Origin of the sequence: Gluconobacter oxydans (assembly GCF_006539685.1) — a bacterium.
GTDB lineage: Bacteria > Pseudomonadota > Alphaproteobacteria > Acetobacterales > Acetobacteraceae > Gluconobacter > Gluconobacter oxydans.
Map to the genome: position 1 here is coordinate 37,648 of NZ_BJNM01000009.1, position 19,745 is coordinate 57,392.

Annotated in this window: 19 protein-coding genes; 9 read left to right on the forward strand and 10 right to left on the reverse strand. The window is 60.7% G+C overall.

Features of this window, described 5'->3' with window-relative positions; translation table 11 throughout:
* Positions 1-47: 47 nt before the first annotated feature.
* The gene (gene trpE / locus GOX01_RS05545; RefSeq protein ID WP_011253789.1) at positions 48-1,460 is read right to left on the reverse strand and encodes an anthranilate synthase component I; all 1,413 of its coding nucleotides are present in this window, start codon (positions 1,458-1,460) and stop codon (positions 48-50) included.
* Entirely contained in the window at positions 1,460-3,397 is a 1,938-nt protein-coding gene (locus tag GOX01_RS05550; protein WP_011253788.1) for a peptidylprolyl isomerase, read from the reverse strand. The genes trpE and GOX01_RS05550 overlap by 1 nt, the downstream gene beginning before the upstream one ends.
* Before the next feature lie 200 nt (positions 3,398-3,597).
* Here GOX01_RS05550 and tpiA point away from each other — a divergent pair, with 200 nt between their 5' ends.
* From tpiA to kdsA, 4 genes are all read left to right on the forward strand, one after another.
* Positions 3,598-4,398: a triose-phosphate isomerase gene (tpiA, locus tag GOX01_RS05555; RefSeq protein ID WP_011253787.1), complete on the forward strand. Its 801-nt coding sequence runs from the start codon at positions 3,598-3,600 to the stop codon at positions 4,396-4,398.
* Positions 4,395-4,736 (forward strand): preprotein translocase subunit SecG, encoded by a 342-nt coding sequence (gene secG, locus GOX01_RS05560; protein ID WP_011253786.1) that lies wholly within the window; start codon positions 4,395-4,397, stop codon positions 4,734-4,736. The genes tpiA and secG overlap by 4 nt, the downstream gene beginning before the upstream one ends.
* A gap of 103 nt (positions 4,737-4,839) precedes the next feature.
* On the forward strand, positions 4,840-6,471 hold the full coding sequence (locus GOX01_RS05565) for a CTP synthase (protein ID WP_011253785.1): 1,632 nt from the start codon (positions 4,840-4,842) through the stop codon (positions 6,469-6,471).
* The gene (gene kdsA / locus GOX01_RS05570; protein WP_011253784.1) at positions 6,468-7,292 is read left to right on the forward strand and encodes a 3-deoxy-8-phosphooctulonate synthase; all 825 of its coding nucleotides are present in this window, start codon (positions 6,468-6,470) and stop codon (positions 7,290-7,292) included. Before GOX01_RS05565 ends, kdsA begins: the two co-directional genes overlap by 4 nt.
* Here the strand turns inward: kdsA and GOX01_RS05575 are convergent.
* A complete protein-coding gene (locus tag GOX01_RS05575; protein WP_024716898.1) occupies positions 7,289-7,765 on the reverse strand; it encodes a DUF3429 domain-containing protein in 477 nt (158 codons plus the stop codon). The genes kdsA and GOX01_RS05575 overlap by 4 nt on opposite strands.
* Positions 7,766-7,867: 102 nt before the next feature.
* Between GOX01_RS05575 and eno the strand changes: the two genes are divergently transcribed.
* Together eno and GOX01_RS05585 are read left to right on the forward strand one after the other, a co-directional pair.
* The gene (eno, locus tag GOX01_RS05580) at positions 7,868-9,148 is read left to right on the forward strand and encodes a phosphopyruvate hydratase (RefSeq protein WP_011253782.1); all 1,281 of its coding nucleotides are present in this window, start codon (positions 7,868-7,870) and stop codon (positions 9,146-9,148) included.
* Between the two features lie 141 nt (positions 9,149-9,289).
* Complete coding sequence (locus GOX01_RS05585) at positions 9,290-9,619, forward strand: FtsB family cell division protein (RefSeq protein ID WP_011253781.1); 330 nt, start codon at positions 9,290-9,292, stop codon at positions 9,617-9,619.
* A gap of 83 nt (positions 9,620-9,702) precedes the next feature.
* Here the strand turns inward: GOX01_RS05585 and rpmG are convergent, their stop codons facing one another.
* Entirely contained in the window at positions 9,703-9,870 is a 168-nt protein-coding gene (gene rpmG / locus GOX01_RS05590; protein WP_011253780.1) for a 50S ribosomal protein L33, read from the reverse strand.
* A 305-nt stretch (positions 9,871-10,175) separates the two neighbouring features.
* Here rpmG and lexA point away from each other — a divergent pair, with 305 nt between their 5' ends.
* Entirely contained in the window at positions 10,176-10,892 is a 717-nt protein-coding gene (gene lexA, locus GOX01_RS05595; RefSeq protein ID WP_024716897.1) for a transcriptional repressor LexA, read from the forward strand.
* A 45-nt stretch (positions 10,893-10,937) separates the two neighbouring features.
* Here the strand turns inward: lexA and GOX01_RS05600 are convergent, their stop codons facing one another.
* The 4 genes from GOX01_RS05600 to GOX01_RS05615 form a co-directional block, all read right to left on the reverse strand.
* A complete protein-coding gene (locus GOX01_RS05600) occupies positions 10,938-11,543 on the reverse strand; it encodes a hypothetical protein (protein WP_011253778.1) in 606 nt (201 codons plus the stop codon).
* A 102-nt stretch (positions 11,544-11,645) separates the two neighbouring features.
* Complete coding sequence (gene pgsA, locus GOX01_RS05605) at positions 11,646-12,248, reverse strand: CDP-diacylglycerol--glycerol-3-phosphate 3-phosphatidyltransferase (RefSeq protein WP_024716896.1); 603 nt, start codon at positions 12,246-12,248, stop codon at positions 11,646-11,648.
* 90 nt (positions 12,249-12,338) lie between these two features.
* Complete coding sequence (gene uvrC / locus GOX01_RS05610; RefSeq protein WP_011253776.1) at positions 12,339-14,276, reverse strand: excinuclease ABC subunit UvrC; 1,938 nt, start codon at positions 14,274-14,276, stop codon at positions 12,339-12,341.
* Between the two features lie 314 nt (positions 14,277-14,590).
* Positions 14,591-15,598: a dipeptidase gene (locus GOX01_RS05615; RefSeq protein ID WP_024716895.1), complete on the reverse strand. Its 1,008-nt coding sequence runs from the start codon at positions 15,596-15,598 to the stop codon at positions 14,591-14,593.
* Positions 15,599-15,679: 81 nt separating this feature from the next.
* Here GOX01_RS05615 and GOX01_RS05620 point away from each other — a divergent pair, with 81 nt between their 5' ends.
* Positions 15,680-16,477: an exodeoxyribonuclease III gene (locus GOX01_RS05620; RefSeq protein WP_024716894.1), complete on the forward strand. Its 798-nt coding sequence runs from the start codon at positions 15,680-15,682 to the stop codon at positions 16,475-16,477.
* Between the two features lie 23 nt (positions 16,478-16,500).
* On the opposite strand, the gene GOX01_RS05625 is transcribed toward GOX01_RS05620, so the two are convergent.
* On the reverse strand, positions 16,501-17,235 hold the full coding sequence (locus GOX01_RS05625) for a response regulator transcription factor (RefSeq protein ID WP_062269284.1): 735 nt from the start codon (positions 17,233-17,235) through the stop codon (positions 16,501-16,503).
* 162 nt (positions 17,236-17,397) lie between these two features.
* Between GOX01_RS05625 and GOX01_RS05630 the strand changes: the two genes are divergently transcribed.
* Positions 17,398-17,910 (forward strand): L,D-transpeptidase family protein, encoded by a 513-nt coding sequence (locus tag GOX01_RS05630; protein ID WP_011253772.1) that lies wholly within the window; start codon positions 17,398-17,400, stop codon positions 17,908-17,910.
* A gap of 7 nt (positions 17,911-17,917) precedes the next feature.
* Here the strand turns inward: GOX01_RS05630 and GOX01_RS05635 are convergent, their stop codons facing one another.
* A complete protein-coding gene (locus GOX01_RS05635) occupies positions 17,918-19,720 on the reverse strand; it encodes a cation:proton antiporter (RefSeq protein ID WP_011253771.1) in 1,803 nt (600 codons plus the stop codon).
* Positions 19,721-19,745 lie beyond the last annotated feature (25 nt).

The window sequence follows — 19,745 nt, forward strand, 5'->3', positions numbered from 1 at the left end:
GACCCCCGTGTCTGTTTTCGTCAAATACATCGCGCTTCGAGGCTCCGTCAGGCTTTCGCGGCCGTTGCGACGGCGATTTCCGCCGCCCGGAACAAGGCGCGTGCCTTCGCCTGCGTCTCACGGAACTCGGCGTTCGGATCGCTGTCCGCCACGACGCCGCAGCCGGCCTGTACATACATGTTCCCGTCCTTGAGAACGGCCATGCGCAGCCCGATGCAGGTATCCATTTCCCCATCCGCCCCGAAATATCCGACGCAACCCGAATACGGCCCGCGGCGTGTCGGTTCCAGTTCGTCAATGATTTCCATGGCGCGGATCTTGGGAGCGCCCGTCAGGGTCCCGGCCGGAAAGGCTGCGACAAGCGCGTCCATTGCCGTTTTGCCGTCCTTGATGCGGCCGGTCACGGTCGAGGAAATATGCATGACGTGGCTGTAGCGCTCGATGACGAACTTTTCCGGAACCGTGACGGTTCCCAACTGTGAGACGCGCCCGACATCGTTTCGACCCAGATCGATCAGCATCAGATGCTCGGCCAGTTCCTTACGGTCGGCCAGAAGCTCTTTTTCCAGAGCCAGATCTTCTTCGCGATCCGCTCCGCGCGGGCGTGTGCCCGCCAGCGGACGTACCGTGACCTCGCCATTGCGCAGACGCACGAGGATTTCCGGCGAAGATCCGACCAGAGCGTAGTCCTCAAGCTCCATTACAAACAGGAACGGCGCCGGATTGACGCGGCGCAGGCTGCGATAGAGCGACAGCGGTGACAGCGGGAATGGCGTTGTGAAGCGCTGGCTCGGCACGATCTGGAAGGCATCGCCCGCAGCGATATAGTCCTGCGCCTTGCGGATGTGATCCTCGAACTGCTGCTGCGTCATGTTCGATGTCGGTGGTGCCAGTTCCGTGCCGGCCGGCAGCGTCTCGCGTGCATCCCCCAGCGGGGCGGCCAGAGCGGCTCGTGCCTGATCGAGAAGCGCATGCGCCTCCGCATCCGTCGTCTTGCCGCGCACCGGCACGGCCAGCGTAAGCTCGTCCCGCACAGAATCGAAGACCGCGAACAGGCGCGGACGGATCATGATCCCTTCCGGCAGTCCCAGATCGTTGACCGGGGCGTTCGGCAGGCGCTCCATCTGGCGTACCATGTCGTAACCCAGCACGCCGAACACGCCGCCGATCATCGGCGGCATTCCGGCCGGAAGCTCCATCTGGCTCTCATCCACGATGGTCTTCAGGGTCTCGAGCGGCACGCCGTCGACGGGCTTTCCGTCCAGCGTCACCTTCCCGTCCCGGCATTTCCAGACCAGATCTGGCAGAAGCGCGATTACGGAATAACGCCCGCGGGCCGCCCCGCCTTCGACGCTCTCGAACAGCAGCCGGTACGGATCGTCCGACAGTTTCGAGAGACGTAGAAAGGCGGAGACAGGCGTCAGAAGATCGGCGGCCTCAATGCTGTAGACAATGCCCATTACTGCGCCCCGTTTCCTGCTGTCGGCGCGGCCGCAGTCACGACCTGATTATAGAGCGCCATGTTGATGTGCGACGGCGGAACCGCCTTTTCCATGGCGGCGTTCAGGGCCACCGGGATGTCGGAACGCATGGACTGCAGGTATTCGTCCGAAAGCTGGTTGCCCAGGCTTTTCATGTCCTCTGCCGAGGCCGGCTTGTCCGCCGTCACGTTGACCAGCCAGAACGCATCCGGTGATTCGAACATGCCGCTCGTTCCCGGCTTGAGGCCGAAGACACCGCGCAGGACATTCTGCGGCAGGCTCTGGTCCGGATGAACCCGCGACACGGCAACGTCCTGACGCAGGGCCGAGGCTTCGGCCTGCCCCTCGACGGCCTTGCGCAGCGTTCCCGCCTTGGCGGCATTGAACAGCGCGGTCGCCCTCATATCCGCAGCATGGCGCTTCTGATCCGCCGTCCAGGCCTGCACGACCTGATCGCGCACACTGTCGAACGGCTTGAGCGTACCCGGGTGCACTTCATCGACGAGCAGGGAGAACGCAGTGCCGTTCGGGCCATTGATGACGGTCGGCTGGGCACCTTTGGACTGGGTGAAGATCTGGTGGATGATCGCCTGGCGCAGGGCCGCGTCGCCCGGGATGGGGGCAGGCAGACCGTCCTGTGTCAGGCCGTTTGAATCCAGCGTACCAGATGCGGGAACGGCCCCGAGGTCGCTCGGGATCTGCTCCAGTGTCGAAGATCCGGCAACCGCATCCTGAAACTGCTTCTGGCGGGCCTGAAGCGCCTCCCCGGCTTCCTGGGTCTGGACCTGCGTCTTCAGACCGTCCTTAGCCTGTTCGAAGGTCGTTTTGTGGGGCGCGGTGATGGCCGTGATGTTGAAGACGACCCAGCCCATGCCGGTCTTTTCCGGTCCGGAGATGCGGTCGGACGGTGCTGCGAATGCTGCCTTGGCGAGTTCGGGGTTCGGAATGTCGCTCTGACGTACGGACGGCAGGGATACCGCAGCAGCTTCCGGGAACTTCTTCTGGATATCGTCCCAGGACGTTCCGCTCTTCCAGGCCGTCGCCGCCGCATCGGCCTTTGCCTGATCGGTGAAGGTCAGGACCTGAATCGTCCGCGTCTCGGGCATGTCGAAGGTGCGGGCCTGAAAATCATAGAGGCGGTGCAGGACGTCGTCGGGAACCTCGATCGTCTTCGCCACGCTGTCCGACGTCATGACGACCATTTTCGCGTGCCGGTATTCCGTGGTGCGGAACATCTGCGGATGGTTGTCATAAAAACGGTGAAGCTGGTCATCCGTCGGCGCAGCGGCAACGACACCGCTTGCAAACGGGATCTGAACCAGATCGAAGATGCGCTGGCTTGCATCGAAGGACAGCATCCGGTCCGTCAGGGAGGACGGCGCGACAACGGATTGCCCCATGCCCTGCAGAAGCCCGCGTGATGCGATGTCCTCGCGGATGGCCTGGAGTAGCTTGCCCTCGGACAGTCCGATCCGGGTCAGACGGTCATTGAAGACGCTCCGGTCGAACTGTCCGGCGGCATTGTGAAACGCCGGAATGGCAAAGACTTCCTGCCGCACCAGATCATCGGGAACCATCATGCCCGCGCGGGCGGCGGCAAGCTGGGTCTCGTTCTGGATCACAAGGTTTTGAAGCGTCTGCCGTGCGATCTGTTCGACCTCGCCCTTGGGGAGTTTGGACGGGTCGGCAAGCCCGATCCGTCTGGCGACTTCGGGAAGCTGCGCCGAGAGCGCGCGGCTGAAATCATCCGGCGTGATGCTGCGATCGCCAACGCGCACGACTTCGTTGGAGCTTGCCGTGCCCATGTTGGAATACACATCTCCCACGCCCCAGCCAATGAAGGCCAGAAAGATCAGCAGCGCGGCGGCACGGCCGGCCCAGGAGTCAACAAAGAGGTGGCGGAGCGTGGTAATCATAGGGTCAGGGTAGATCCGGATGACGGGATGGTGCGGACACAAAAGGCCCGCTAGACTTGCCGCACCATAATGTCGTGAGAACGGCTTGACCAGAAGCAGACCGGAACGAGTGCTGCCTTGCGGCATTCAGCCGGTCGCAGACACCGAGCACATACTGGTAACGCCGCCATTCTTCAGGGCGTCATCATCAAGGAGGAAGAGTGCCCCCATCACCCAGGCTTGTCGTTGGAAACTGGAAGATGCACGGATTGCGGGAGCAGTCCGGCCGTCTGGCCCGTGCCGTCGCCGAGGGCGCGCAGTCCCTTCCCGATGACGTGCGGCTCGTCCTGTGCCCACCCTTCACCCAGCTCGCCAGCGTGCATGGCATCATCAATGCCGAAGGGCCGGCCACGCCGCTGCGTCTTGGTGCGCAGGACTGTCATACGACGTCTTCGGGGCCTCATACCGGGGATATCTCAGCTGAAATGCTGGCCGACCTTGGTGTCCGCTACGTCATTCTAGGCCATTCCGAACGTCGGCAGGCCCATGGCGAAACCGATGTCCTGATTCGCCAGAAGGTCGAAGCTGCCGAAGCTGCGGGCCTCATTCCCATCGTCTGTATCGGCGAGACGACGCAGGAGCGTCTCGAAGGGCGGACGACCACCGTTCTGGCCACGCAGGTCGAGGGATCGTTGACCGACGGCTTTACCGGTATCCTGGCTTACGAGCCCGTCTGGGCCATCGGAAGCGGCACGATCCCGCCCATCGACGAGCTCGAGAGAACCCTCTCTCTCCTGCATGGACTGTTGCAGTCCCGTCTCAAGACGGATGACATTCGCGTGCCGATCCTGTATGGCGGCTCCGTCACACCGGCTCAGGCGCCGACCATTTTTTCCATCGGGTCGCTTGGCGGGGTGCTGGTTGGCAGTGCCAGTCTGGAAGCAGAGAGCTTCCTGCGCATCGCTGAAGCGGCATCTTTCCGCCTGACGTCCCAACCATTGTCCGGACCCTATCGTTCATGACCACTCTTCTGCTTGCTCTCAACCTGCTGGTCACACTGGCGCTGATCGGGGTGATCCTGATCCAGCGCAGCGAAGGCGGCGGCCTCGGCATCGGCAGCGGCCAGGGCATGGGCTCCTTCATGAGCGGCCGCGGAACGGCAACGCTGCTGACGCGTGCCACGTCCGTCCTCGCCGGCATCTTCATGCTGCTGTGTCTGGTGCTGGCCGTCATGAACCGTGGCGCCTCTTCCGGCGTCGGCTCGCATGACATTCTGGCCGAACCGCCTGCCGCCACCCAGACGACCACTACCACAACCCCGGCTGCACCTGCCGCTCCGGCTCCCGCACCTGCTCACTGATCGGGGCTGAAAATCCCCGTTCAAACTTTTTAACGGGGATCTTTTCAACAGACGCGTCTCTTCGCTTCCCCTGCCCCATGTCGGCAGTGTATGAAGACCGCCCATGACGCGTTTCGTATTCATCACCGGCGGTGTGGTATCTTCTCTCGGCAAGGGCATCGCTTCAGCGGCCCTCGCTGCTCTCCTCCAGGCGCGCGGATACAAGGTCCGCATGCGCAAACTGGACCCCTATCTCAACGTGGATCCGGGCACCATGAGCCCGTACCAGCACGGTGAGGTGTTCATTACCGATGACGGGGCGGAAACCGACCTCGATCTCGGTCACTATGAACGCTTCACGGGCGTCCATGCGTCACGTGCTGACAACACCACGACGGGGCGGATCTATTCGGATGTGATCGCGCGCGAACGCCGCGGCGACTATCTGGGCGGGACCGTGCAGGTCATCCCGCACATTACGGATGCCATCAAGGACGTCGTGGTCACGGGTACTGACGACTATGATTTCGTCCTCGTGGAAATCGGCGGTACGGTCGGCGACATCGAGAGCCTGCCCTTCCTCGAAGCCATCCGTCAGCTGCGCAATGATCTCGGCCATGCCCAGACCATGTGCGTGCACCTGACCCTCCTGCCCTATATTCCGGCAGCCGGCGAGCTCAAGACGAAGCCCACGCAGCATTCCGTCAAGGAGCTGCAGAATGTCGGTATCCAGCCGCAGATGCTGCTGTGCCGCTCGGACCGTCCCATCCCGGACAACGAGCGTCGCAAGATTGCCAATTTCTGCAATGTCCGTCCGGAAGCCGTCATCGCGGCGCTGGATGTGGACACGATCTATGCCTGCCCTATTTCCTATCACAATGAGGGAATGGATCAGGAAGTCCTGCGCTATTTTGATCTGCCCTATGACAGCAAGCCGGACCTCTCGCGCTGGGAAAAGATCGTCCATGCGATTCGCGAACCCGAAGGCGAAGTCCGCGTGGCCATCGTCGGCAAGTACACGGCCCTGCTCGACAGCTACAAGTCGCTGGCCGAGGCCCTGCTGCATGGTGGCATTGCCAACCATGTGAAGGTGAAGCTCGACTGGATCGAATCGGAAGAGTTCGAAAAGAACGGCAATATTGCCGAACGCCTGAAGGATGCGGACGCCATCCTCGTGCCGGGCGGCTTCGGTGAACGCGGTGCGGAAGGCAAGATCCAGGCTGTCCGCTATGCTCGTGAGCACAACATTCCGTTCTTGGGCATCTGCTTCGGCATGCAGATGGCCGTGATCGAATGTGCCCGTTCGCTGGCGGGTCTGCCCAAAGCCTCGTCCACCGAGTTCGGTCCCACGGACGAACCGCTGGTCGGCCTGATGACCGAATGGGCCCGTGGCAGCGAAATGCTCCGTCGTCGCGAAGGTGGCGATCTGGGTGGCACGATGCGTCTGGGTGCCTATCCGGCCAAGCTGGTTCCGGGCTCCCGCGTGGCGGAAATCTATGGTCGTACGGAAATCCGCGAGCGCCATCGTCACCGCTGGGAAGTCAACGCCCACTACAAGGACCGTCTCGAAAAGACAGGCCTGCGCTTCTCCGGTCTGTCTCCTGACGGCGTACTGCCGGAAGTGGTCGAATACCCGGATCACGCGTGGTTCGTGGCCGTGCAGTACCATCCGGAACTGCTCTCCAAGCCTTTCGACCCGCATCCGCTGTTCGCAGGTTTCATTGCCGCGGCCGTCAAGGAGGCTCACCGCAAGTGAGCTTCCGGATCGGAGACCTTACGGTCGGCCAGGATCAGCCCTTCACGCTGATCGCTGGTCCCTGCCAGATCGAATCCCGCGAGCACGCAACGGAAATGGCCGACGCCATTTCCAGCCTGTGCCGTGAGCTGGGAATCGGCCTGATCTACAAAAGCAGCTTCGACAAGGCGAACCGCAGTTCGGTTAACGCTGCGCGTGGTGTGGGCATGGATGCCGGTCTGGATATTCTCGCCAGCATCCGGGAGCGATTCGGCGTTCCCGTCCTGACGGACGTTCATACTGCCGAACAGTGTGCGCCTGCTGCCCAGGCCGTGGATGTTCTTCAGATCCCGGCCTTCCTGTGTCGCCAGACGGACCTGCTGCTGGCTGCGGGCAAAACCGGTCGCGCCATCAACATCAAGAAGGGCCAGTTCCTCGCACCGTGGGACATGGCGAATGTTGCGGCGAAGATCGCATCCACGGGCAATGAGCGCATCATGCTCTGCGACCGCGGTACGAGCTTCGGTTACAACACGCTTGTGAGCGACATGCGTGGTCTGCCGATCATGGCGCAGACGGGTTATCCCGTCGTGTTCGATGCCACTCATTCCGTGCAGCAGCCGGGTGGCCTTGGGGCTTCAACCGGCGGTCAGCGCGAGTTCGTTGAACCTCTGGCCCGCGCGGCTCTGTCGATCGGCGTGGCAGCCGTTTTCATCGAGACGCATCAGGACCCGGACCACGCACCGAGCGATGGTCCGACCATGGTGCCGCTTAGTGAAATGAGCGGTCTTCTGACGCGTCTGAAAGCCTTCGACGCGCTCGCGAAGTCCTTTCTGGCCTAGGTGCCCGACGGTGCCAGAGCCGCCAGAAACAGGCTCAGCACCGCAATAGCCGTCAGCCCTGTGCGAAGCGGCAGATAGCCTGGGGGAAGAGCGCCTTTCCTCCAGGCTTCCCGTTCCACGAGGAACGTCCCGACGAAGCCGATGATTTCCAGTCCGAAACCGGCGCGGACATGCCCCAGCACACCAACGCATAGTGACAGCCATGCCCACAGCGCAGGGCAGACGCCCAGCACGAGACGCTGACGATCCCGCTGCGATGTGCCGCCAACGGTGATGATGTCCGGCCGTTCCATGGCCAGACCCCAGTGCACGGCTCCCAGAAATGACAGGATGCAGGCCCCGTACGCCAGCAGAATGATCTTCAGATGTGGCAGCGGCGCGAACAGTCCGGCCAGAAAGATCCACCCGCCAAGCGTCATGAAGGGGATCAGTCCGGCAATGCCGAGCACGAAAACGGGAAAAGGAAGACGCATGTCGTCGTTGACCTCACGGCGTGATTTTGAGACTTGAAATAGCTGTTTCATTCCGAACGGTCACGAGCCACCCCGGTTCACGCATCTCCAGGAGAGCTTCCATTGAGCGCCATCGTTGATATCACCTCCCGCGAAATCCTGGACAGCCGCGGCAATCCCACCGTCGAGGTCGAGGTCGAGCTGTCCTCGGGTGCCCGCGGCCGCGCTGCTGTCCCGTCCGGTGCCTCTACCGGCGCCCATGAAGCCGTGGAGCTGCGCGATGGTGACAAGTCCCGCTACGGCGGAAAGGGCGTCCTGAAGGCCTGCAGCCATGTTGAAAACGACATCCTCGAAGTGCTTCAGGGCGCCGAATCGGAAGATCAGATCGCCATCGACAACGCGATGATTGATCTGGACGGGACCCCTAACAAATCCCGTCTTGGTGCAAATGCCATTCTGGGCGTCTCCCTCGCCGTCGCCAAGGCCACGGCCGAGGAACTGGAACTGCCGCTGTACCGCTATGTCGGTGGCGCCTATGCCCATCTCCTGCCCGTGCCGATGATGAACATCGTCAATGGCGGCGAGCATGCTGACAATCCGATCGACATCCAGGAATTCATGATCCAGCCGGTCGGTGCGCCGACAGTCGCGGATGCCATCCGTATGGGCTCGGAAATCTTTGCACGCCTGAAGAAAGGTCTCTCCGAAGCCGGGTACAACACCAATGTTGGCGATGAGGGCGGCTTCGCACCGAACCTGAAGTCTGCTGACGAAGCTCTTGGATTTATTGCAAAATCCGTTGAGGCTGCGGGCTACAAGCTTGGTGAGGATGTAACCTTCGCGCTCGATTGCGCTGCCACAGAGTTCTATGCGGATGGCCGCTACAACCTGAAGGGTGAAGGCAAGGAATTCGATGCCTCGGGCATGATTTCCTACCTTGAGGATCTGGCCAACCGCTATCCGATCGTCTCCATCGAGGACGGTCTGGCAGAGGACGACTGGGAGGGCTGGGCAGAGCTTACGACCCGTCTGGGCAAGAAGCTTCAGCTTGTCGGTGACGACCTGTTCGTGACCAACCCCGAGCGTCTGCGTCGTGGCATCAAGGCCGGCACGGGTAACGCCTTGCTCGTGAAGGTTAACCAGATCGGCACGCTGACCGAGACGCTCGAAGCTGTCGAAACCGCTCACAAGGCCGGTTATGCCTGCGTCATGAGTCATCGTTCCGGTGAGACGGAAGATTCCGTGATTGCCGACCTCGCCGTCGCCACGAACTGTGGACAGATCAAGACGGGCTCCCTCTCCCGCTCTGACCGCACGGCAAAGTACAATCAGCTGATCCGGATCGAGCAGCAGCTTGGCAGCGCCGCGCGCTATGCCGGCCGCAGCATTCTCAAGAACTCCTGAGATTGCACAACGGCCTCATGTCCTTCGGGAATGGGGCCGTTTTTTCAGGTCCGGACGTGAAAGATCTCTGCATCCTTCATTGTCTGGTCACGATTGACTGATATAAACTGAAGTAGTCCCTCAGAACGGAGTTCTCACGACGTGACACTGATCCGGCTCATCAAGCGTGGTGTCCGCGCCGTTGCTCCCCCTGCTTTCTTCCTGTCCCTGACGGCCTATTTCGGATGGAACGTCCTTCACGGCGCTCACGGTATTCACGCCTATCAGGAACAAATGCAGCTTCAGAAGGATGCTCTTCAGGCCAGACAGGATGCCGACGACGAACAGAATGTCTGGCGTCGGCGTGTCGTTGCGCTCAAGGAAAAGGCGCTGGACGCCGATATGCTGGACGAGCGGGCTCGTGCCACGATGAACCTGACGCGCAGCGGTGATCTGGTTGTTCCCTACGGTCCTCACGACAAACTGTTCTGAACAGCGGCCAGAAAATCCGGTCCTGCAGATATAAAAAAAGCGGCCCGAAGGCCGCTTTTTTCATGAAGACTGTCGAAACAGTCTTACTTGATCTTGGCTTCGCGGAACACGACGTGCTTGCGTGCAACCGGGTCGTACTTGCGCACTTCCATCTTTCCCGTAGCGGAACGGGCATTCTTCTTCGTGACGTAGAAGTAGCCGGTTTCGGCGGACGAAACGAGCCGGATCTGAATAACGTTGCTCTTTCCCATGATACCCTCGGGCTTTCGCCATACTGATGCCGCTCGAAGGTGTCGATGCAGCATGTTGATCTCTAGATTGGGCGCACCATGCTGATTTGTGGTCCGCAGGTCAAGGCCCTGACGTATAATTTCGGGGTTTTCCTGCGCTTTCAGGGACTTTCAGCCCGAGGGAATCTTATCAGGCCACCGTGCGAGCCTCTCTCTTTCGCTTGTGAGGCAACAGACAGGAACCTATAAGGAACAAATGCGGGATGGCTTTCATTCTGCACCTTGTTTTCCGACCTGCCTCCGCCGAGGCGCATGGGAGCGCCTGTATGCTGACCCGCAAGCAGCACCAGCTTTTGCTATATATCGACGACCATCTTCGCCGGACGGGCTATTCCCCTTCTTTCGATGAAATGAAAGATGCTCTTGAGCTTCGCTCAAAGTCTGGCATCCATCGGCTGATTTCCGCTCTGGAAGAACGCGGCTTTCTGCGTCGTCACCATCATCGTGCCCGTGCGCTCGAAGTGCTGCGTCTGCCACACATGGGAACCGAGGCTCCTGCCGCTACCGGCACAGGTACCGCGTTCGTCCCCGCCGTTCTCAACCAGGGGCAGACAGGCCTTGAGGGCGCGTTCTCGGAAGCCAGCGTTGCCAATGACCGCCAGACTGTCAGCATCCCGCTCTATGGACGTATTGCAGCCGGTCTTCCGATCGAGGCCATGCAGGATGACAGCGACCGGATTGACGTGCCGGTCTCGCTTCTGGGCACCGGTGAGCATTATGCCCTGACGGTTGCGGGTGATTCGATGATCGAAGCGGGCATTCTGGATGGCGATATTGCCATCATCCGGCGACGCGAGACTGCGGAAAATGGACAGATCATCGTCGCCCTGATCGACGAGCAGGAAGTGACGCTCAAGAAGCTGCGTCGTCGCGGATCGATGATTGCGCTGGAAGCGGCCAACAGGGACTACGAAACCCGCATCTTCCCGGCGGAGCGTGTCCACATCCAGGGCCGTCTGGTCGCGCTTTTCCGGCAGTACTGAAGCCAGGGTTACTGCTGACGGCTTCAGGAGCCGTCAGAAACCCTGTTATTGCGGCGCAGCGGGGGTGCCGCGTACGACTTTCACGCTGCCATCTGGCGCAATCAGCGTGCTCGTGCCGTCACCATTCGGAATGACGATGGTCTTGCTTGGATTCTTGTTCAGGAAACGGGTAGCGCTATCGGGGACCGAGGATGGCAGCGTCGGAATGACGTGACTGCGGTCCCGGCTCACGCCCTGATGGGTATCGGCGCTTTCGCCGACCGACATGCTCTGCCCCTGCATGAGCTGCTGGCCGGAAGCGCCCAGAGCGCCCTTGCTGCCAATGCCACCCATGAAATTCTCGTCGAGAGCTGCGCCGCCGAAATAGGTTGCCGGGTCTCCGAGGGCATGACTGAACGTGCTGTCGGGGTTTTCGACGTCCTTGAGGGTCGGAAGGGGCTGTGGGGCACCAGGCCAGATATTGCCGCCTTCAGGGAAAATCGGGGTTTCAGCGTATTTCTCGCCACGGGCACGGTGAATATTCTCACTATCGCCGTGTGGACCATTGGAGTTGTCGAGCGCCGTCCACACCATGGTGTCACGGATATACTTGCCCATGCCTGAACAGCCGCTCAGAGCGAGAGGTAGTGCCAGCAGAGCGGCCTTCCGCATTTCTTACTCCCACAAGGTCAATAAATGACCTTTAGCGGTCCTTGTAACGGAGCGCCAGATGAAGACAGTCAAAGACATCCATAATTCTACCAGAGACTGATGTCAGAAGCTGATCTTGGATGACTTGCGGGATTGTCCCGCCATGATGCGTGCGAGCCCGGCAGTCAGATAACCCCAGCCGCTGATGACGGTCGGAATGACCGAGAACCAGAGAAGAATTCCGCCGATCAGGCTGGCAGGCAGGAAGGAAAGACCCAGCATTCCTGCCGCCCCGTCCCCACCGATCAGAAACCCGATCGCCACCATCTGAATTCCGGTTTTCCATTTTGCCAGGCGGGTGGAGGGCAGCGTTTCCCGCTGCGACGCCATGTATTCCCGAAGGCCACTGACCAGGATTTCCCGGACCATGATGATGATCCCGGCATAAAGCGAGAAAACCGGGAGGTGCGTCAGCCCGGCCAGAGCCAGCAGAAGCGACCCCACCAGCAGCTTGTCCGCAATCGGATCCATCATCCGGCCCAGCTCCGAAAGCTGATGCCAGCGGCGTGCGAGTGCCCCGTCCAGATAGTCCGTGATGCACGCGGCAGTGTAGACCGCGCACGCAATCACGTTGGCAGTCGGCGAATGCACGGAGAGCAGCACGACCAGTACAGGAATGGACGCGATACGCAGCAGTGTCAGGATGTTTGGCAGATCTGTCAGCATCGCAGTCAGTCTAGAACAGTTTCCTTCTCTCCGGTATGCGCCAATATGCCCGTAAAAGATGTATTTTTCGTGTAAATTCCGACGTGTGGCTTAATGGCTGCGATTATCGGCCGATGTCTTCTGGACCCATTCCGGATGAAAATGCCCGTAGATGGCGGTTGCCGTACTCGAGCTGATCCCCGGCGCATTCTCAAGTTCCTCAAGACTCGCCTGCCTGACGGATTTCGCCGAGCCGAAATGGTTGAGCAGGGCTTTTTTCCGCGCCGCTCCGATTCCCGGAACGTGATCCAGCTCCGAACTGCGCAATCCTTTGGAGCGCCCTGCCCGATGGGTCGTGATGGCGAATCTGTGCGCCTCGTCCCGCAGCCGCTGCAGATAATATAGGACCGGATCCCGCGGCGGGAGCTGAAATGGCGATTTCGTTTCCGTGAAGAACCACTCCCGCCCTGCATCACGATCCGGTCCCTTGGCGATGGCGACGATCGGGATTCCTGTCACGCCCAGATCAGCCAGAACGGCCCGTACCGCGTTGAACTGCCCGAGCCCGCCATCGATCAGCAGCAGATCCGGCCAGTCTTCCGGTCGCTCCCCGTTTTCAGAGCGGTGCCCGAACCGCCGTTCCATGACTTCCCGCATCATGCCGAAATCATCGCCTGGCGTGACAGGTCCCTTTATGGCGTATTTGCGATAGGCGCGCTTGTTGAACCCTTCCGGACCGCCCACGACCATCACGCCATAAGGCGCCTGCCCCATGATGTGCGAATTGTCATAGGTCTCGATCCGCTGGGGAATTTCCGGCAGGCCAAAGACTTCCGCCACACCTTCGAGCAGTCTGCGCTGCCCGGTATTCTCCGCCAGCTTCCGCTCCAGCGCCTCACGCGCATTCAGCGCGGCATGCTCGACAACGTCTTTCTTCTCGCCCCGCTGGGGTCTCAGGATCTCGACCTTCTGTCCCCGGCGGATACTGAGTGCTTCCTCGACGAGCTTCGGTTCCGGCAGTTCGCAGTTCACGAGAATGGAAGGCGGTGGCGGCTTGTTGTCATAAAACTGGATCATGAACGCCGACAGCACGTCTGCCGCGGTCTCTTCTTCCGCGTGGGCCGGGTAGAACGCCCGGTTGCCGTTATTGCGGCTGCCACGGATGAAGAAGACCTGGATGCAGCTCTGACCGGCTTCCTGCCAGATGGTCATGATGTCCGCATCGTTGATCGAGGTCGGGTTGATCGTGCTCGAGCCCTGAATGCTGGCAAAACCCCGGATCCTGTCCCGGATCGACGCGGCCCGCTCGTAGTTCAGTTCCTGCGAGGCCTGCTCCATTTCGGCCACCAAACGCTGCTGCAGTTCCGTGCTGTGTCCGGAGAGGAACTGCCGCGCCTCGCTGACCAGCTCGGCGTAATCCTCTTTGGAAATCCGGTCCACACAGGGCGCCGAGCAGCGCTTGATCTGGTACAGCAGGCAGGGGCGCGTCCTGCTGTTGAGGACCGCATCCGAGCAGGAGCGCAGCAGAAAGCTGCGTTGCACCAGATTCAGCGTTTGATTGACTGCCCAGGCATTCGCGAACGGGCCCCAGTAGGTCGCACCCTTGACTGGTTTGCCACGCTGCTTGGTGATCTGGGGAAATTCATGGCTCTCGGTCAGCATCAGCCACGGATAGCTCTTGTCGTCGCGCAGCAGGATGTTGAAGCGGGGCTTCATCCGCTTGATGTAGTTGGCTTCCAGAAGCAGGGCGTCCGCTTCCGTCCGTGTGATGACGATTTCCATCGACACCGTCATCGACACCATACGCCGCAGCCGCTCCGGCAACTGGTTGATGCGGATATAGGACGATACGCGCTTCTTCAGGCTCAGCGCCTTGCCCACATACAGAACCTCTCCCTTCTCGCTCAGCATGCGATACACGCCAGGGCTGTAGGGAATGGTCTTCAGGGCCTCACGGATGGCCTCCACGCCCTGCTTTTTTTCCGCAGGAACAAGGGGTTCACCCTGATCGGCAGGATGGTGGGAACTGTGCGGAGGAAGGTCGGTCATTCAGCTTCTTCAGTCATCCACTGAACCTGTGGAAAAGTCTGTGGGTTGCTCCGTGGCAGAATCATGAAAGCCCCGGTTTGCCGGACCTGCCATCAGATTGCCCAATTTTTAATCATGTTTTGCAAGTCATTGAAAACACTTGCATCTTGCTTTCCGATCTTTCCCATCAGCTTCGATCTGTGGGACGGAAAGGAGCGGGAAGCTCCCGAAGAACATCTCTTCCGACCATGATGGACGAACCGGCTCCCTTTTCGCCGCTCATGATCATGTTCTGTTCTATCGGGCGTTCCCGAAAGCGTGTGAAGACCCCTCTCTCAGACCTTCTCTGCAGCCCGCTCGGCCGTCTCCAGAAGACGCAGCATGTTACCACCCCAGATGGCAGAAATATCCTCGTCGCTGAATCCTGCTGCCTGAAGCGCGCGCGTTACGTTCGCGGTCTCGGTTGCGTCCTTCCAGCCCGGAATACCGCCCCCGCCATCGAAATCGGACGAGATGCCCACATGCTCCACCCCGATTCGATCCGCGATGTACGAGACATGCCGCACCAGATCCTCGACCGTACCGCCCCCGCCTTTTTTCAGGAACGATCCCATGGCCGTCACCTGGATCAGCCCGCCTGTTTCTTTCAGGCGATCAAGCTGCTCGTCATCCAGATTGCGCGGATGATCGCACAGGGCGCGGGCACAGGAATGGCTGGCGAAAACCGGCGTGCTCGAGACTTCGGTGGCCTGCATCATGGTCGACTTCGCCGCATGCGATACATCGACCAGAACACCCGAGCGGTTCATCTGCGCGATCGTCTCACGTCCCAGATCCGACAGTCCGCCATGCAGCGTCTCGTTATCGGCAAGATCCTTGCGCGGAATGGCCGCATCCGCGAGCGCATTGTGCCCGTTATGGGTCAGGGTCATGTAGCGCACGCCATACCGGCGGGCGAGTTCCGCAATACGCTCCGGACGGCCTCCCAGACCATGCCCGTTCTCGATCGCCGGAATGACGGCGAGGTCGCCTGCCTTGTAGGCGGCTCTCACATCCGCAGCTGTGCGGCAGACACGTGCGCCATGATCGCCCTGCCGTCCTTCAAGCCCGGCAATCACGTCCAGCATGCCCTGGACCCGCTCCCAGCCTTCGGCATGTCCTGCTTCGTCACGGGGGCTCTGTGGAATATACGCGGCCAGGCACACGGCCCGCAGACCGCCCTTGCGAGTCTTGGGGACATTCACCTGCCGGGGCGTTTCTTCCGCCCAGGCATCTTGCCGGTCCGGCCAGGGAATATCGATATGGGAATCAAGCGTCAGGAGCGTGTCGTGCAGATCAGTCATGGTCCGTTCTAGATCGGACGGGAACGTCTTGTGTGCAAGAGGGCGCTTGTCAAAACGACCGATCCGGTCGATCCAGTTTGCATGCGTCTCATCACCTGGAACATCAATTCCCTTCGACTCAGGCTGCCTCTGCTGAAGCAGATCGTCGAACAGGAAAACCCGGACATCGTCTGTCTACAGGAAACGAAAGTCCCGGATCCCCTCTTCCCTGCTCAGGCCCTGGCCGAAATGGGACTGCCCCATCAGATCTATAAAGGCATGAAGGGCTATAACGGTGTGGCGATCCTGTCGCGACACGAACTGCAGAGCGTAGACGGCACACCGGACTGGTGTACCCGCTCCGACTGCCGGCATGTCGCCGCCAGTATTGCCACACCGGCCGGCCCGATCCTGCTGCACGATTTCTATGTGCCGGCTGGCGGGGACATCCCGGATCCCGAAGAAAACGAGAAATTCGCCCACAAGCTGGCCTTTGTGGACGAGGCAACCAGCTGGTTTACCAGCACACCGCCCGCCCGCAGCATTCTGGTTGGCGATCTCAACATCGCGCCGCTGGAACACGATGTCTGGAGCCACAAACAGCTCCTGAAGATCGTCAGCCATACGCCCCCCGAGATCGAACGTCTCAAGGCGTGGATGGCAACGGGATTTCAGGATGCCATGCGGACGATCACGCCGGAGCCGGAAAAGCTCTATACATGGTGGTCATACCGCAACAGGGACTGGAAGAAGTCCAACCGTGGACGGCGGCTGGATCATGTCTGGATGACGCCCGATCTGATGCCGGGCCTGCGGAATGTCCGGGTCCTGCAGGAGGTGCGGGACTGGGGCAGCCCCTCCGATCACGTCCCGGTCGTGCTGGATTTCGATCCGGCCTGACCCGTCACCCGCCCTGTCAGCCTTCAGGCTGACAGGCTGTCGGAGCCGATGACACCACGGCCTTCCGGATCGAGACGATATCCGCCCCCTTCCGTAATCAGCAGTGACGCACGAGCCGGATCGGGCTCGATCTTCTGGCGCAGACGGTAGATATGCGTCTCAAGCGTGTGGGTGGTGACGGCGGCGTTGTATCCCCACACCTCGTTCAGGAGAACCTGACGGGCCACCGGGCGCTGATCTGCGCGGTAAAGATATTTCAGGATCGCCGCTTCCTTTTCCGTCAGACGGATCCGGCGGTTGCGGGCGGTTTCAACCAGCAGCTTGGCGGACGGACGGAAGGCATACGGACCGATCTCGAAAACGGCGTCCTCGCTGTTCTCGAAAATCCGCAGCTGGGCGCGCAGACGGGCGAGAAGTTCACCGATCCGGAAAGGCTTGGCAACGTAATCGTTGGCACCGGCATCCAGACCGCGCACAACATCGTGCTCGTCATCGGAGCCGGTCAGGATGATGATCGGCATGCGGACGCCTTCGCGTCGTAGTTCGGCGCAGAAATCGCGCCCGTCACCATCGGGGAGAGTGATATCCAGCAGCATGGCGTCATAACGGGCGCCAGGCTTGGCGAGAAGTTCGCGCGCCGCGGCAACGGACGTCGCCTCAACGGCTTCCAGTTCGCCACCGTGCTGAAGCTGCTCCGCCAGAAGACGACGCAGCGTATCATCATCGTCAACAACCAGAATGGGGCGTGGACCTGCCATAATAACCTGTCTCGTTCTATCGCGACGGAAGAAAAGTCACATCCGCAGAGATCGGCGTTCGTAACTCGCGCATCCGGACTTACCATTCCCGCTACGGGGAAAGAAAGCAGCATGCTCTCGGGGCAGACTATGGCAAGTACAGCCGCAAAAGGAAACAGCATTATGGCTAAAGCTATTTTGAAAACCGCTGGAGACCGCGCTTTTCTTCACTTCCAGGGCAAAATCGTTCCGGCTTTGACGGGTCGGCGCGGTCTGTCTCTTGACAAGGTCGAGGGCGATCTGTGCACCCCTGTGGGGGAACTGCCGATCCGGCGTGTTCTCTACCGCGCAGACCGGACATCGCGCCCGGTCTGCGGTGCGGAACTGCCGGTTGAACCGATCGCCCCCAATGACGGCTGGTGCGATGATCCGGCCCATCCCGACTACAACCGCGCCGTCTCCCTGCCCCACCCCGCTTCCTGCGAAACTCTCTGGCGCGAGGACCATGTTTACGATCTCTGTATTGTGATGGGCTGGAACGACGCGCCAGCCGAGTCGGGACGGGGCTCGGCCATTTTCCTGCACCTTCCGCCCGCCAGCGGTTACACGGAAGGCTGCATCGCCGTAGAGGAAAAAGACCTCCGCGCGCTCCTGCGGGACGGCCTCTCCCACATCACCGTGGAAAAACCCTCCTGAACTGCTCTTAGTCTGCTCCTGGTGGGACCATCGAGACCATGTAATCCCCCGGCTGGGGCACGGCTTTGTCATTGTCTTCGGCTGACCGGATCAGGATGTTTCCGTCACGCCGCACCACAAGAATGTCGAGCCTGTTCTCATCCGTCCCGAAAGTCGGCGCGCTTTCTTCCGTGGCTTCCACTGCCACGAACCGCCACCCCTGTTCGAATAGCGTATCGAACAGGGTGTAATTCCAGGCGGGCTCACCCAGAACCTTGCCCCGCGCATCGCGTGACAGGCCGTGATAGAAATCCAGTCGCGCCACGCCGGGGCTGATCTGATAGACGCGCTGCCGCCCCATGGTCGGCGCCAGATGTCCACACACCATCCCGTTATAGATACCGTCACCCGTCGTCGCGATCAGATAGTCTGCGGGGCGTTCCTCAAAGGATTCCTGCCCGTGCTGGGACAGGAGTTCCGCCCGCAGGACGGGAATATCCTGACGTGTCGCCGGCATGAGCGCACTGGAACGGTTGTCTACCAGAAGCACGGGCACGCCGGCTCTGCGCAGACAGGACGCAAAATTGATGGACCACGGGCTTGCCCCCAGAATCGCAATAGCCGGATCGTTGGACAGCGTGAGCTTCAGCAGCCGCGCGATCGGCCCGAGTGAAAATCCATGCAGGATCATCGTGACCGCAATCACGGCGAACACCGCCGGCATGATGAGATCGGCGGACTGATATCCTGCTTCCTTGAGGCTGATTCCCGCCTCACCGGCCACAGCCGCCGCCACAATACCGCGTGGTGCGATCCAGCCGACAAACAGCTTTTCCTTCCAGGGCATGCTCGTCCCCAGCGTGGACAGGAAAATGCCCAGTGGCCTCACGACGAACAGGACCACGACCGTCAGCGCAAAAATCGGAATGGAAAGCCGGGCCAGAACATCGCGGTGCAGATCGGCCGTCAGCATGATGAACAGCACGGACACGACCAGCACCACGAGCGATTCCTTCATGCGCCGCAGTTCCGTGACACCAGGAATCTGGAGATTCGCCAGAGCCATGCCGAAGATCGTGACCGCCATCAGCCCCGCGCCGCCCATCTCCAGATTGCACAGCGAAAAGATCACCAGCGCCATCGAGATCAGCATCGGGGTCTTGAGAATTTCCGGCATCAGATCGCGCGTGAAGAGATAGCGGATCAGATAGGCCGGCAGGATTCCTGCTGACAGCGAAACGGCAATTGCCCCCAGCAGATCCGGCAGCGTATGCGTGAAGAACACATCTGCATGAACGTCCACATGCAGCATCAGGAGCTGAAGGACGACGGCCGCCAGAATCGCGCCCAGAGGATCGTTGACGATGGCTTCCCAGCGCAGGAACGCCGCCACGCGCGGCTGCAGCTTGGCACTACGCAGTAGCGGTAGAACCACGGTCGGTCCCGTCACGACGACGATCGCCCCGAACAGCATGGAGGTGCCCCACTCCAGATGCGCCACATAATGCGCCGCCAAGGAGCCCAGAACCCAGTTGATCGGCAGTGCAAGCATCGTCAGGCGTGCAACGCCTTCCCCTGCCTCGCGCAACTGGCGGAAATCCAGCGCCATGCCGCCTTCGAACACCACTAGCGCCACCAGCAGCGACACGAGAGGCCGGAACATCCACCCCATCGTCTCCGATGGATGAAGAATACCCAGCCCGGGCCCGAAGATCAGACCAAGCGAAAACAGAAGGACAATAGCCGGAAGCCGGAATCGCCAGGCGATCCACTGGGCCAGCATCCCCGCTCCGAAAGTCGAGGCAATGCCGATAAGAATGTCATATTGCATGGATGTTCGGGACGGGCTCCGGGTT